The organism is Pannonibacter sp. I15F10I1 (genome assembly GCF_900185665.1).
Classification (GTDB): domain Bacteria; phylum Pseudomonadota; class Alphaproteobacteria; order Rhizobiales; family Stappiaceae; genus Pannonibacter; species Pannonibacter indicus.
Genome location: NZ_FYAN01000007.1, coordinates 66,539 through 80,085, shown reverse-complemented (window position 1 = coordinate 80,085; position 13,547 = coordinate 66,539). Strand labels below are relative to the sequence as shown.

The 13,547-nt window shown below is 62.0% G+C and carries 17 protein-coding genes; 9 read left to right on the top strand and 8 right to left on the bottom strand.

All coding sequences use genetic code 11. The features are described 5' to 3' along the window. Nucleotides 1–141 precede the first annotated feature (141 nt). The 4 genes from IF10I1_RS22820 to IF10I1_RS04910 form a co-directional block, all read right to left on the bottom strand. Nucleotides 142–336 (bottom strand): hypothetical protein, encoded by a 195-nt coding sequence (locus tag IF10I1_RS22820; RefSeq protein ID WP_208977362.1) that lies wholly within the window; start codon nucleotides 334–336, stop codon nucleotides 142–144. Beyond that, a complete protein-coding gene (locus IF10I1_RS04920; protein WP_186393919.1) occupies nucleotides 333–1,103 on the bottom strand; it encodes an AfsA-related hotdog domain-containing protein in 771 nt (256 codons plus the stop codon). The genes IF10I1_RS22820 and IF10I1_RS04920 overlap by 4 nt, the downstream gene beginning before the upstream one ends. Before the next feature lie 28 nt (nucleotides 1,104–1,131). Next, nucleotides 1,132–1,743, bottom strand: coding sequence for a hypothetical protein (locus tag IF10I1_RS04915; protein WP_186393920.1), 612 nt, complete (start codon nucleotides 1,741–1,743; stop codon nucleotides 1,132–1,134). Nucleotides 1,744–1,938: 195 nt separating this feature from the next. Then, entirely contained in the window at nucleotides 1,939–2,892 is a 954-nt protein-coding gene (locus IF10I1_RS04910; RefSeq protein ID WP_244284754.1) for a LysR family transcriptional regulator, read from the bottom strand. A gap of 37 nt (nucleotides 2,893–2,929) precedes the next feature. On the opposite strand from IF10I1_RS04910, the gene IF10I1_RS04905 reads away from it, so the two are divergent. From IF10I1_RS04905 to IF10I1_RS04895, 3 genes are read left to right on the top strand one after another with little or no spacing between them, the layout of a single operon-like run. Further along, on the top strand, nucleotides 2,930–3,913 hold the full coding sequence (locus IF10I1_RS04905; RefSeq protein WP_186394050.1) for an aldo/keto reductase: 984 nt from the start codon (nucleotides 2,930–2,932) through the stop codon (nucleotides 3,911–3,913). Beyond that, nucleotides 3,910–4,296: a carboxymuconolactone decarboxylase family protein gene (locus IF10I1_RS04900; RefSeq protein ID WP_186393921.1), complete on the top strand. Its 387-nt coding sequence runs from the start codon at nucleotides 3,910–3,912 to the stop codon at nucleotides 4,294–4,296. The genes IF10I1_RS04905 and IF10I1_RS04900 overlap by 4 nt, the downstream gene beginning before the upstream one ends. 22 nt (nucleotides 4,297–4,318) lie before the next feature. Beyond that, the gene (locus tag IF10I1_RS04895; protein ID WP_186393922.1) at nucleotides 4,319–5,506 is read left to right on the top strand and encodes an MFS transporter; all 1,188 of its coding nucleotides are present in this window, start codon (nucleotides 4,319–4,321) and stop codon (nucleotides 5,504–5,506) included. A gap of 111 nt (nucleotides 5,507–5,617) precedes the next feature. Here the strand turns inward: IF10I1_RS04895 and IF10I1_RS23125 are convergent, their stop codons facing one another. Continuing rightward, entirely contained in the window at nucleotides 5,618–5,809 is a 192-nt protein-coding gene (locus IF10I1_RS23125) for a hypothetical protein (RefSeq protein WP_371328640.1), read from the bottom strand. Between IF10I1_RS23125 and IF10I1_RS04885 the strand changes: the two genes are divergently transcribed. The 3 genes from IF10I1_RS04885 to IF10I1_RS04875 all read left to right on the top strand — a co-directional run bounded on the left by IF10I1_RS04885 (nucleotide 5,794) and on the right by IF10I1_RS04875 (nucleotide 8,083). Next, a complete protein-coding gene (locus IF10I1_RS04885; protein WP_186394051.1) occupies nucleotides 5,794–6,291 on the top strand; it encodes a DUF3833 family protein in 498 nt (165 codons plus the stop codon). The two genes, IF10I1_RS23125 and IF10I1_RS04885, sit on opposite strands and share 16 nt — an antisense overlap. Nucleotides 6,292–6,427: 136 nt before the next feature. Continuing rightward, nucleotides 6,428–7,360 (top strand): VOC family protein, encoded by a 933-nt coding sequence (locus tag IF10I1_RS04880; RefSeq protein ID WP_186393923.1) that lies wholly within the window; start codon nucleotides 6,428–6,430, stop codon nucleotides 7,358–7,360. 105 nt (nucleotides 7,361–7,465) lie between these two features. Further along, nucleotides 7,466–8,083, top strand: a complete 618-nt coding sequence (locus IF10I1_RS04875; protein WP_186393924.1) for an alpha/beta hydrolase — start codon at nucleotides 7,466–7,468, stop codon at nucleotides 8,081–8,083. A 48-nt stretch (nucleotides 8,084–8,131) separates the two neighbouring features. On the opposite strand, the gene IF10I1_RS04870 is transcribed toward IF10I1_RS04875, so the two are convergent. Next, complete coding sequence (locus IF10I1_RS04870) at nucleotides 8,132–8,635, bottom strand: YcgN family cysteine cluster protein (protein WP_058900364.1); 504 nt, start codon at nucleotides 8,633–8,635, stop codon at nucleotides 8,132–8,134. Between the two features lie 324 nt (nucleotides 8,636–8,959). On the opposite strand from IF10I1_RS04870, the gene IF10I1_RS04865 reads away from it, so the two are divergent. Genes IF10I1_RS04865 through IF10I1_RS04855 form a run of 3 tightly spaced genes read left to right on the top strand, consistent with a single transcriptional unit; the run spans nucleotide 8,960 to nucleotide 12,344 of the window. After that, complete coding sequence (locus tag IF10I1_RS04865; protein WP_244284756.1) at nucleotides 8,960–11,056, top strand: transglycosylase domain-containing protein; 2,097 nt, start codon at nucleotides 8,960–8,962, stop codon at nucleotides 11,054–11,056. Continuing rightward, nucleotides 11,053–11,715, top strand: coding sequence for a DUF1214 domain-containing protein (locus tag IF10I1_RS04860; protein WP_122519648.1), 663 nt, complete (start codon nucleotides 11,053–11,055; stop codon nucleotides 11,713–11,715). The genes IF10I1_RS04865 and IF10I1_RS04860 overlap by 4 nt, the downstream gene beginning before the upstream one ends. 38 nt (nucleotides 11,716–11,753) lie before the next feature. Then, nucleotides 11,754–12,344, top strand: a complete 591-nt coding sequence (locus IF10I1_RS04855) for a DUF1254 domain-containing protein (protein ID WP_208977360.1) — start codon at nucleotides 11,754–11,756, stop codon at nucleotides 12,342–12,344. A 70-nt stretch (nucleotides 12,345–12,414) separates the two neighbouring features. Here the strand turns inward: IF10I1_RS04855 and IF10I1_RS04850 are convergent, their stop codons facing one another. Continuing rightward, nucleotides 12,415–13,101, bottom strand: coding sequence for a hypothetical protein (locus tag IF10I1_RS04850; RefSeq protein ID WP_208975833.1), 687 nt, complete (start codon nucleotides 13,099–13,101; stop codon nucleotides 12,415–12,417). Between the two features lie 231 nt (nucleotides 13,102–13,332). Beyond that, the gene (locus IF10I1_RS04845; RefSeq protein ID WP_082205770.1) at nucleotides 13,333–13,530 is read right to left on the bottom strand and encodes a hypothetical protein; all 198 of its coding nucleotides are present in this window, start codon (nucleotides 13,528–13,530) and stop codon (nucleotides 13,333–13,335) included. Nucleotides 13,531–13,547 lie beyond the last annotated feature (17 nt).

The following is a 13,547-nucleotide window of genomic DNA, read 5'->3' as shown; positions in this document are numbered from 1 at the left end:
AGGCACCGGCAGAGTGTACAGAACTTTCGTCGCGATAGCGTCGGGGAGTGGCTCTTTCGGCTCAAACCTTTCAACGATAGTGTATGGCGCCCGCTGCCCGAATTGCGGAACATTTGTGCAGGGCGATACGATTGCACCACCCTACCTTGTAGTCACGCCATCAGGCCCCTCTTCATTGAGGGCCCCGATAACGATGAAGTTGCCTTGCGCATCCATAACTTCGCTCGGCGGATAGAGCGGATCCTGCGTGGTCACGCTGAGATCAAGTGGCGGCGTCAGAGGCCTTCCCGACCCCAAAGGATCGGGACGCTCTCGCAGGATGATCTCGGTCGTCATGCCACTTGCGCCATGGCGGCTTCGGCGTGGGCCGACAGGATCGCGTCCGTAGCCTCCTGTGCAAGCGCGGCCTCTTTTTCAGCGAGCACATCGTGAGGGAATACCGCAAAGCTGCATGCGATCCGGGTCCGCACTTGGCCGCCTTGGACAACATCCATCTCCACACTGAACTTCCGACGGCGTTCACTGATGTCGGCCCCAAGCACACGGTAGACGATCTGTGCTGGCAGTGGGAAGACGAAGCCGGAAAACTCGGTCGTCATTGAGTTGATGACGAAGTAGGTTTTCCCATCTTGCCCCCCGAGGAAGAATGCCTCGGTGACGGCGAGGAAGGCTTGACGTCCCGCTTCTACCAGCACCATACCCTGCACATGCTGGCCGGTCTGGTGGTCACCCATGATTTCACAGTCGCTGTCGATTCGGATGTCCATCACGAAGGTGTCCTTCGACACTTGGACCGGAACGCCGATGAGGGTGTTGCAAGCTTGTTTCTTATGCGAGAGACGGCCCTGTGCCCGAACCGGGATCGACCGCAGTTCGGAAGCGTCCCACCGGATCCCATTGGGGTCCTGCCTGTCGATATCTTGGACCAAGGCCTCGTGCTCAGCATCCGACAAACCTTGCCCTGCGAGCAGCCGGACGGGGCCGGGTATAATGTGCTCGGGAAGAGCAAGCATTGCGCGGACATGGCTCAAGGTAACAGCCTTTTTCGACTGAGCGAAGTCGGCGAACTTGTCTGCGACGATGATTAATGTCTCGGACGTCATGCGATGATTCCTCTCAGAGCGTTTGAATTCACGCCGCGCGCAGCGCCGTATTCGCGTAGACCTTGGTGTAAAGACCTGCAGTGCCCCCAGTGATGTACCGGTCACCGGCCTGCTGAACGATGTCGCGGTACCGCTCGGACGCGAAAACCGCTCCGTACACCTCGGGATCGACCGAAAAACCGGACAAGAACATCACACCAGGCTGAGCGCTAATCAGCGAGTGGTAGGCCAAGAACACCTCGACCTCCGGCGCCGCGCGGACCACGTTGAAGATCGTTTCATCCCGCCAGGACCGGTAGGCGGCATGTTCTTCGGGCCTGACCTCAACATGGCGCAACTGGAGAAACGGAGTCTCGGGAAGTGGGCCAGCGCAGGTTTTCGAAGCTTCGACAAAATCAAGAATCTCGCGTCTGATGTCGCCCGACAGGTATTCCGCAAAATCTCGCGCCACGTCGGCGAACCGCGCCCGCACGCCGGCAAGATCAAGCTCGGCCTCCAATGAATCAACAGCCAGAACCTCGTCAGATTCGAGACTAATGAATACCCGCCCGTCCACGATGTCCTCAAGAACAGCGGCGAGGGCTTGCGCAGCTCCGGGCTTTGTAGGAAATCGCGAAACCATCAGAAGTTCTGCAGGCATTTTTATCTCCATCAATACGCGCTGCCCCCCGAGCCCACTGCCCGGTCAGCGCGTATGTAGAGCCTCCAACTTTCCGGCTGCGGAATCTTTGGAAAATATTGCAAACTTATTTTTCAAATTTGGAATATCGCCCAGCATCGGGAAGCCCCGCCTCCTCCGCAGCGGCCGTTCCGTCATGCGCCGAGACCAGCGCAGTCAGTAGCCGCGCAGTCGTGCCCGGTTTGCGGAAACGATCTCGACCAGGAAGTCCGCCAGTGTCCGGATCCGTGGAGATCCCGCTAGATCGGACTGCATCACCAGATATATCGGCTGGTCGAGTCCGATATCACTCTCCAGGCATTCGAGATTCGCATCGCGTGCCAGAAAATGGGGAAGAACCGCCAGGCCAAGTCCGGCCCGTGTTGCCGCAACCTGGGTCGAAAGCGACGTGGTGGTGATGGCCGGCTGCCGCCCCCGAAGAACCCGTTCCATCCACTGGGCCGCAGGCAGATGTGATTGTGCGTCGCCCCACGTGATGATCTCATCGTCCTCGTAAGCGCCCCGGTGGGTATCGACGCTGCGCATCTCAACATAGGACTGCGCCGCGTAAAGGCCATAGCCCAGGGTCCCGAGGCGCTTTATCGTCACATTGCCGCGTTCGGGCTTGACCATACGCACCGCAAGGTCCGCATCGCGACGATGGACATTCACCGTCACAATATCGGTGATCACTTCCACCATGAGCTTTGGATGAAGGCGCCGGAAGTCCAGAAGCGCGGGAAGGATCAGCGCGTTGGCGAGGTTCTCTGCCGTGGCAAGTCGAACCCGACCGGTCAGTTGGGTCTCTCGGCCACCTGCACTCTCGAAGGCGAGCGCGGCCTGCTCAAGCGCCTCGCCGCGATCAAACAATTCGCTGCCTTCCTCGGTCAACTGATAGCCCGACTGCTGGCGCACGAACAAGGGAACGCCAAGAGAGTGTTCGAGGCGATCAACCCGGCGTGACAGCGTGGCGATTCCGATGCCCAGTACACCCGCCGCAGCGGTCAGAGTCCCGAGTCGGGCCACTGCAAGAAACGCGCGGACATCGTCCCAGACGATCGGGCGCCGGAGCGATTTTCCGGAAACGGAAATCATGTTCTCGAAATTGGCTGCATTTTTCACACACGTCATGTGCCATGCATTTGGCTACCCGAACAAGGAGAAAATCATGAAAAAGCGCATCCTCGGACGAGATTTCGAGGTTTCGTCAATCGGTCTGGGCTGCATGGGGATGAGCGAGTTCTACGGTCCTCGCGACGACAGCGAGTCCATGGGAGTTCTGTCACGAGCGGTCGAACTGGGGATAGACTTCTTCGACACCGCTGACATGTACGGCCCCCATCACAATGAAGAGTTGATCGGAACCTTCCTGCGCCAGACCGGCGCCGATGTTCGGATAGCCACCAAGTTCGGCATCGTTCGGCAGTCCGGCGAATACCGGCGTAGCCTCGACAATGCGCCGGACTATGCCCAGGTTGCTTGCGAAGCATCGTTGCGCCGTCTCGGGATCGACCGGATAGACCTCTACTACGTCCATCGCGTCAACACCGAACAGCCGATCGAGGAGACGATGGAGGGGCTCGCGCGGCTGGTCGGCGAGGGCAAGATTGCGCGGATCGGTCTTTGCGAGGTCAGTGCCGAAACACTCCGCAGAGCCCATGCCGTGCATCCCGTGACAGCACTGCAGACGGAATATTCCCTGTGGTCCCGTGGGGTCGAAGCAGAGATCCTGCCGACATGCCGTGAGCTGGGGATCGGCTTTGTGCCTTATTCCCCGCTCGGTCGCGGCTTCCTGACGGGACGGTTCCAGTCACCAGCCGAGTTCGAAGAAGGCGACTTTCGCTCTGTACTGCCGCGATTCGCAGACGGGGCTATAGGCCAGAACCGCCGAATCGCTGATGTCATCGCGGAGATGGCAGCCAAGAAATCTTGCACACCGGCCCAGCTCTCGCTTGCCTGGCTGCTGGCCAAGGGCAGAGATATCGTCCCGATCCCAGGGACCAAACGGCTTGCCTATCTCGAAGACAACGCCGGGGCGGCCGATGTCGTGATGAACGATGCGGATTGCCGACACCTGGAAGAGGCAATCTCGCAGTTGCCTGTCATTGGCGAACGTTACACGCCGGAAGGGATGAAGGGAGTGAACGCATGACACATGCACGTCCCACCCGCCAGGCACATGCACTAGCCCTTCTGGAACGGCTTGAAGCGGATGCGCCTGATCGCGTGAACGCCAATCTGACCGACTTTGACCGCGATGCAACGGAGATCATTCTGGGGTTCGCCTTTGCGGACGTGGTGTCGCGGCCGGGTATCGACCTGAAGACACGCGAGATGCTGACCGTCGCGATGCTCGCCTCTATGGGGACCGCCTCCGGCCAACTCGATTTTCACATGCGTGCTGCGATGAATACCGGAGTCTCGCGCCAAGAAATTGTCGAGATCATCTACCAGGTGGCCGTCTATGCCGGGGTTCCTGCCGCCATGAACGCCATCGCTTCCGCGAAGAAGGCTTTCGCGAAAGCGCGTGAATAAACCTTCAATCGGAGTTACTCAAATGGCCCATTCCCCTGATCGCGCGTCGCCGCGCGCCTGGTTCGCCGTCGCGGCACTCGGCGTCGGCAGCTTTTCCATTGTGACCGCAGAACTCGCTCCAATAGGGCTGCTCTCTCCCATCGCCAGCGATCTCGGCGTGACTACCGCGACGGCCGGGCTTGCCGTGACACTCTACGCATGGATCGCAGTCCTCGCCGCTCTCGCTTCGGCGGTCTGGCTGGGAGCAACGCCGCGACGTCCGATGCTCGTAGGCCTCATGCTGATCCTCGGTGGATCTGGCATCTGTGCAGGCATCGCGGACTCCTTCTCTTGGCTCATGGCCTCGCGTGTTCTAGGTGCCTTGGCGCACGGCGCGTTCTGGGCCATGATCGGCACCCTCGGCGCACAACTAGTCCCCGCACGACAGGTCGGCGTGGCCACCTCAATCATATTTGGAGGTGTCTCGGTCGCCAGTGTCCTGGGTGTTCCGCTGGCAAATTTCATCGGACTGGAGAGCGGCTGGCGAGCTGCATTTCTGGCCATCGGCGTTCTGTCGGTCGTGGTCGCCTTGGCGTTGAGATTGACGATCCCGAATGTCGCGGGCTCAGGTCGAGTGGGTTTCCGCGCGCTTGGAGAAATCCTTGTGACCCCCTCGTTCCAGCGTATCTTCGTGGCGACACTCTTCGCGATAACGGCGCACTTCATGGCGTTCACCTATATCGAACCGTTTCTGTCGGACGAAATCGGCATGGCGTCCAGATGGATCGCTCCCCTGCTCCTTCTGTTCGGCTTAGCGGGCCTCGCGGCCAATGTCGTGACTGGCGCCCTGGTCGACACGCGTCTCAAAACCGTGGTGACCATGGCCTTGCTGTTCGCATGTATTTCTCTTGTTTCGCTTGCTCTCCTGGGCAGTACTGCGGGGCTAGTCGGCGTTCTGGTCGCCCTCGTCCTCTGGGGCGGCGCCGTCGCTGCGGTCCTGGTCGGATTCCAGACTTGGGTGCTCAAGCAAGCCGGTACCGACGCCCTTCAGGCCTCGGCAATCTATGTGGCACTGTTCAACGGCGCGATTGGTCTCGGCGCGGCAATCGGATCGATACTTCTGCCTCACACGGGGCTCACGGGCATGTTCCTCATCGCCGCCGTGTTGGTCGCCGCGGCCCTGTTGGCGACGTTAACCCTTCGGGAACCCGATGCCGTTCCGGCGCAGTAGTCTTGAGAGCTGGAGCGGTCGTGATCCGCCCGTCCTGAGGCACAGCATGGCGGGGCGAGCAGGCCATTATGCGGGCCCTGATTTCGGGAGGATCATCCGGGGCCCTTCCATTCACGTCCGGCAAAGACACCAGGTAAATGCAATCTGCCTGTAGCAGGCCTGCCCTAGTTCAACATCAGGCGCATCGATTTCACGCCCGCCAAGGCCTTTGTACAAGGCTATATTGGGATTGGTTAGATAGAAGCTGCCGCCGCCTGTCTTGAGAATATAGGCATAAACCTCTTTAAATAGGCGGCGGCCAATCCCCCTCCGCTCAAAGGCCGGATCAAGGTAAAGAGCGTAAAGCTCGGCTCGTCCTTGAGGACTACTTCCGCGGCACTACCACCGCCCACGGAGTTTTCGAAAGCAGGATCGCCGGCGAGCGGCGCGAGTTCACCGTCAAGCTCACCGGCACATGGGATCCCAGGACGTTCACCCTCCGCCTGCGCGAGGATTTCGTCTACGACGACGGTGAGAAGGACACCAAGGTCTGGTTCTTCCAGAAAGTCGCAGAAGACCGCTATATCGGCCAGCGCTCCGATGTGCTGACCCCGGTCAACATCGGTTATCAGGGCGACAGCATCGTCTTCACCTATCCGGTCGAGGTGCCTTTGAAGAACGGCAGTGTCGCTCTGCGTTTCTATGACACGCTCACCCAGACCGGCTCCCGCACGGTCCGCAATACGGCCACCGTCATGAAATATGGTATCACCGTGGGAACTGTTGACCTGACCTTCACAAAATAAGGCTGGCTCACAGAAACTGTTCACATATACTGAACATCAGTCGAAGTCTGGACCGGCTAATCAGATCGCTGTTCACCACCTATGTTCACTCCAGAACGAAGGCGCGGCCCCGCCGCGCCAGATCAGGAGATAGGAAATGATCACGCAGATCAAAGGCCTGCACCATGTCACGTCGATTGCTGACGATGCTGTGGCGAACAATGCGTTCTTCACCCGCGTGCTCGGCCTGCGCCGCGTGAAGAAGACGGTCAACTTCGATGCGCCCGATGTCTATCATCTCTACTATGGTGACGAGACCGGTTCGGCCGGCACGGTGATGACCTACTTCCCCTTCCCAGGTGCCCGTCAGGGCCGCCCAGGCACGGGGGAAGTCGGCACCACGCTCTTCTCCGTCCCGAAAGACTCTCTCGGCTTCTGGCAGACGCGGCTTGCCGGCGCCGGGGCGGCCGGACTGGTCGAAGACACGGCTTTCGGCCAGAAGCGCCTGCATTTCTTCGGCCCCGACAACGATGCCTTCGCGCTTGTTGAAGTGGACGGAGACGCCCGCGCGCCCTGGACGGCGGGCGGCGTCCCGGAAGATGCGGCCATCCGCGGCTTCCACTCCACCAGCCTGCGCCTCCGCGATGATGGTGCAACGGCGGAACTGCTCGGCTTCATGGGCTATGAACTGGCAGACTCCGCAGATGGCGTGAAGCGTTTCGCGGTGCCCGGCGGCAATGGCGCCCATGTCATCGATGTGGAAACCATGCCCTCGATTGCCCCGGCCGTCTCCGGTTCCGGTTCCGTCCACCACATCGCCTTCGCGGTGGAGGACCGGGCCGCCCAGCTTGAGGTCCGCAAGGCCCTCATGGACACGGGCTATCAGGTCACCCCGGTGATCGACCGCGACTACTTCTACGCGATCTATTTCCGCACGCCCGGCGGCGTGCTGTTCGAGATCGCCACCAATGAACCGGGCTTCAACCGGGATGAGGACACGGCCCATCTGGGCGAAGCACTCAAGCTTCCCACCCAGCATGCCCACCTGCGCCCTTATCTGGAAAAGCAGTTGGTTTCACTGGAAGGCTGAAATTCTTCCCCGGTGGGCACGTCTCACCGGGAAAGGATCATGCCCGAGCGGCGTCCGAGCCTGTTCAAGGCTTGATGCGTCAGCATCGAAAGACTTGGTATGATTATGACCACAGTATCCTACACCACTTACGAGCGCCCCGCCCCCGGCGGGGCGCCTGCTCCCCTCGTCCTCGCCTTTCACGGCACGGGCGGGGATGAGCACCAGTTCGCGGGGCTTTCGGCGGAGCTTTTCCCGCAGGCCACGCTCCTCAACCCCAGAGGCGATATCTCGGAAGGCGGCGCCCTGCGCTTCTTCCGCCGCACCGGCGAAGGCGTCTATGACATGGCGGACCTTGCGGCCCGCACGGCTCGGATGGCTGCCTTCATCGCGGACCAGACAGCGCGTCTCGCACCGTCCAGGGTCTTCGCCTATGGCTATTCCAACGGCGCCAACATTCTGGCGAGCGTTGCGTTCCAGCGGCCGGAACTCTTCAGCGCCATCGCGCTGCTGCATCCGCTCATTCCCTTCACACCGCAGGAGAATGCAGGCCTCTCCGGCCTGCCGGTCCTGATCACCGCCGGGCGGCGCGACCCGATCTGCCCCGCACCTCTCACGCAGTCACTGGCGGACTGGTTCACGGGCCAGACAGCGGATGTGGAACTGGTGTGGCACGATGGCGGCCATGAGCTGCGCCAGGGCGAAGTACAGGCACTCGCCGCCTTCGCCAGCTCTCATCTGTGACCAAAACCCGCCGGACGGCACCCGCAAGGTGCTGTCCGGCGGCACGTTTCAGGCCTTCTGCGCGGGCCTTTCAAGTGCCTCTTCCGGCCATTCCTCCGGCCAGCTCACCACATGGTTCTCGTAGTCCTCGATCTCGATCCCTGCTTCCGTCACCGTGCGGCCGGATACGGAGATGCCTGCCAGATGCACCGTCTCCGGCGAGCCCGAGATCAGCGGATGCCACCAGGCCAGATCCTCCCCGTCCCGCACCAGGCGGTAGGCACAGGTTGGCGGCAGCCATGTCAGCGTCCGCACTTCAGCTGGCGTCAGCTGGATGCAATCGGGCACGGTATCGGTCCGGTTCGCATAGTCGCGGCAGCGGCATGTGGTGCCATCCAGCAGCTCGCACGCCACATCCGTCCACACGATTGCCCCCGTGTCCCAGTCCTCCAGCTTATTCAGGCAGCAGCGGGCACAGCCGTCGCACAGCGATTCCCATTCGGTCTGCGTCATCTCCTCCAGAGTTTTTGTCTTCCAGAAGGGCGCATTTCCCGGGTTTTCCGCTTCGGTCATTGATTTCATGTTCGCTTTCGGCTTCCCTTGCGGGACAGGGTATGTCACTCGATAGTTTCCTTATCACCATCTGCAGGGCACAGGTAGCTTGCGGTGACGTCGGACCAGCACAACGGCAACGGAAGCCCGCCGGAGAACGGCAGCAAACCGGATATGGACAGCCCTTCTGAGGCTGCAGTGACGGAGGCTGGCCAGCCGGATGCGGTGAGCGCTGAAACTCACGCGCCGCCCGAGGCTGAAGTCCATTCCGTCCCATTACCTCCTGAAGAAAAACCCCGCCAACCGTTTGCCACCCGTCCGCGCCGGTCGCTGCCGGCCCTGCTCATGTCAATTGACGCCTGGCTGGATACGGTCCTGTGGCGCAGCTGGCAGGCCATCACGGACGGCTGGGATGCCTATTCGAGGTTCCTGCGCCGCTTCCGGGCCCGCGGCCTTTGGCGTGGGCTGGCAGAGCTTGGCTCGGATGGCTTCACCTTCGGCCTCCTCGGCTTCATCATCCTGCTGACCTTTGCCCAGCCCGCCTTTGAGGCAACGCGTGTGGCGGACTGGCGCACGACGGATGACTTCGCCGTCACCTTCCTCGACCGTTTCGGCAAGGAAGTCGGCCGGCGCGGCATTGTGCTCAACGACACCGTGCCCCTCGACGAACTTCCCGATATCCTGATCAAGGCAACGCTGGCGACGGAAGACCGCCGGTTCTTCGAGCATTTCGGCATCGACGTATTGGGCACCGCCCGCGCCATGGTGGAGAACCTGCGCGCCCGCACCGTTGTGCAGGGCGGTTCATCTCTCACCCAGCAGCTGGCCAAGAACCTCTTCCTCTCCAACGAGCGCACGCTGGAGCGCAAGATCAAGGAAGCTTTCCTCGCCCTCTGGCTGGAAGCGAACCTCTCCAAGCGCGAGATCCTGAAACTCTATCTGGACCGCGCCTATATGGGCGGCGGCGTTTTCGGCGTCACGGCGGCGTCTGAATTCTATTTCCGCAAGAATGTCCGGGAACTGACGCTGGCTGAGGCCGCCATGCTGTCAGGCCTTTACAAGGCTCCCTCGAAATACGCCCCGCATATCAACCTTCCCGCCGCCCGTGCCCGCGCCAATGAGGTGCTGAGCAACATGGTGCAGGCCGGCTTCATGACGGAAGGCCAAGTCATCGGTGCGCGGCGCAATCCGGCCGTTGCAGTCGACCGCTCCCGTGAGCAGGCCCCCGATTTCTATCTCGACTGGGCCTTCAACGAGGTCAAGCGCCTCGCCCGCCGCTATCCTGCCCTCGCCCGCGACCGTATCGTGACCGTCCGGACCACACTCGACCCCGCCCTTCAGCGGGAAGCCGAGCAGTCCATCGATGCCATCATGCGTCAGTTCTCGGAAGAGCGGCGTGCCCGCGAAGCGGCCATCGTCGCCCTGGTGCCGGATGGCGCGGTGCGCGCCATGGTCGGCGGCCGCGATTATGGCGCCAGCCAGTTCAACCGGGCCGTCGACGCGCTGCGTCAGCCAGGATCGGCCTTCAAGCCCTTCGTCTATATGACGGCCTTCATGAACGGCTATTCGAAGGACAGCATCGTTCCGGATGCCCCCGTTTCCATCGGCAACTGGAGCCCGCGCAATTACTCGCGCGGCTATGCCGGTGCAATCACCTTGAAAGAAGCCCTCACCCGCTCGATCAACACGATCCCCGTCCGACTGTCCATTGCCCTTGGCCGTCCGAAGATCATCGAGATGTCCTATCTCATGGGCATCAGCCACGAACTGCAGAACTCCACCTCTCTGGCGCTCGGCTCTTCGGATGTCTCGGTCATCGACATGGCCGCAGGCTATTCCGTCTTCGCCAACGGCGGCTACAAGGCAACGCCCTACACCATTCTGGAGGTTCGCAGCTCCAGCGGCACTGTCATCTATGACCGCGCCCAAAACGAGCCTGAGCCCCAGCGTATCCTGCCGGAGGAGAAGGTCTTCGAGATGAACGACATTCTCGTCAACGTGGTGGAGCGCGGCACCGGAAGGCGCGCCCTGCTGGACGGGGTCGTGGCAGCAGGCAAGACCGGCACCACCTCGGCCTACCGAGATGCGTGGTTCGTGGGCTACACCGGCAACTTCACCGCCGCCGTCTGGGTAGGCAATGACGATTTCACCGGTACGAACAATGTCACCGGCGGCACGCTTCCGGCCATGATCTGGCAGCGTTTCATGGCCTATGCGCATGAGGGCATCGAAATCCAGCCCATTCCCGGCGTTGATGCGGCCAAGGTCAAGCCTGCCAAGCAGCTGGCTGCAAGACCGGAAGTGGTCAGCACCGGCAGCCAGCCCCGTATTCTCAACAGCCGCTCGCTGGCGGTCATCACGCAGATCGGCGACGCACTCGCGGCCATTGGCCAGACGGCCAGCGCGGCCGGCATGGACAGCAGCGGGGCAGCCCAGCCATGAACGCCCGCTTTGACTCAGGCCCGGAACTCGACTGGAAAGAGGTGGAAACACCCGCCGTCCTGTCACGCCGCAAGCCGCATCCGCTGTGGCGGGCCTTCACCATCACGCTGCTGTTTGCCGGTGCGCTCATCATCGGCGTCGGCTCTGCTTATCTGGCCCTCAGCCGTGAGGATCTTTTCCAAAGCGTGCGCATCGGTGTCTGGGGTGCTCATCCGCTGGCCGGAACACCGGAGGCCGATCCCTATTCCGCAGCCATTTTTGCTCGGCTGGGCCGTGTTCCCCTGGCCTCCGGCGAGGGTGTGGCCTTCATCGCCAAGGAAACCTCCGCCGGACGCCCGCTCCGCCCCGGCTGCACCTATCTGATTTCGGGCCTGACTCCATCCGCCCGCCTGTGGACACTGACCTCCGCTGATGGAGAGGCCCGTCTCGTCCCGGTACCGATGGACCGGCTCTATCTCGACAGCAACCAGATCCTGCGCAAACCGGACGGATCCTTCGACATCACCGCCTCCGCCCGCCCTGCCCCCGGAAACTGGCTGCCGACAGGCAAAGGCGAGGGCCTTTCCTTCATTCTGCGCCTCTATGATGCGCCCATCACCACGGGCTCCTCCCTTGCAGGCCTGACCATGCCCGCGATCAGCGAGGTCTCCTGTCCATGAGCCGCGCCATCACCGGATCTCTGCGGTTGCCCCGTCTCTTGAGCCGTGCATCCGGACACGTCCGGGCCGCTCTGCCCCGGTTCTCGCTCTGGCTGCTCGCGATGCTGCTGATCGGCGGCATCATACATATCTTCGTGGTTCTGACTGTTCCCGGCCACGTGCGCGCCAAGGCATTTGCCGAGTTGCGTCACCTCGGCCCGGACCGCATTTTCCATGTCCTGCCCCCCATTACCGGCGGGGAAGAACTCGCCCCCATGCTGGACCCGGCCATGCGCCATGCCGTCTGCTGGTTCCGCCTGGAGGATGGTCCCCTGACACTTGCAGCCAACGTGGACTCGCCCTTCTGGTCCATGGCGCTGTTCAACGGGCGTGGAGAGGTGGTCTACAGCCTCAACAACCGCACCTCCGGCTCAGGCGCCCTCGCCATGCTGGTCCTGACATCAAGCCAGCTGTCGATCCTGCGTGAGAACCCGCCGGAAAACCTGGATGAGATGATCGTCATCGAGACCGATCAGAACGAGGGCTTCGCTCTCCTGCGCGCCTTCGTGCCGGATGCCGCCGCAGACCCCGTCCTTGCGGATGAACTGGGTGCCGCCAGATGTGCGGATATCTTCACGCCGGATACATAAACCAGCCTGAGACGCACCGGGCCTGAGCAAATTCAAGACGCGATGCGTCTCAGCATCGAAAGCCTTGGCATCACTTCTGAACCGGCGGACGCTCCAGCCCCCAGTTGTTATAGATACGCGACCGCTTCAGATCGTCTGGGGTATCGAACCGGTTTTCCGCCGCACAGCCTTTTTCCGTCAGACGCACCACGTCTTCCAGTTCCTTGATCGCCCGGTTCGTGTCCCAGAGCCGGGATCCGGACGGGGTCTCGATCTCGAAATGGTCTGTTGCCGTTTGATAGGCCTGGATGCGGAAGCGCAGCGCCTGTGCCACCCAGCCGATATAGGCCCGGTTCTCCCAGACGCGGGCATTGGCCCCTTCGAAGGTATCCTGCGTCAGGATATCCCGGCGCGACACCGCAGCCAGCCTCTCCCGGTCGGCGGCCTCCACGCGCGCTGCCACCTCGCAGAACGGCGGCACCAGCTTGGTGTCGCCGCGGGCATCCGCGGCAATCCGGTCAAACCGCGCCTCGCTGGAGTTGAACTTTTCGGATCCGAGGAACACCGAATAGAGTGTCACCGGAACCTTGCCCTCCTTTTCCGGCAGCACTCGCGTGCGGGCCAGTTCCACCTTGGTGCCACCGATCCAGTCCTTCGCCCAGGGCGGCCGGATCAGCCCCCAGCCAAGATCCCGCAGCAGCTTTTCATCGTCCGTGAGAATAAACTCCGACACCGGCTCACCGCGCACCCGCGCCGCCAGCTTTCCCGCTTCGGGCATGATCGTGTCATGTATGACGGAGGGCTCCGCCCTGCCGAAATCTCCCGTCGGCCGGCTGCATCCTGCAACCAGTACAGCACAGCACAGCAGCGGCAAAACGGCACAACGCGAGGGGCCGCGCTTCGTCCGGATGGGCCGGATCGCAACACAGGCCGGCCGGGCACTGTTTGCCCTGGTAATGGTCATGCTGGCGTTCCCTGGCCATGGGTGGCGGCAGGCACGCCTTGCGCGTCACTCCGCCTCGGGCGCAGCCTGTCCGGCTGGTGTTCCGATGGTCCCGATTCGGGCGGCAAGATCAAGCGCTTCCCGCTCGATACGCGCTCCGGGGAACAGAACGACCACGTCTTCCTGTGAAACAGGCCCCTGCCCGCCCGCTGCTTTGCGCTGCGGCCGCCTTGGTGCCATGCGGAAATCAAGCACGTATCCCATCGCTTCCTCCTTCGGCA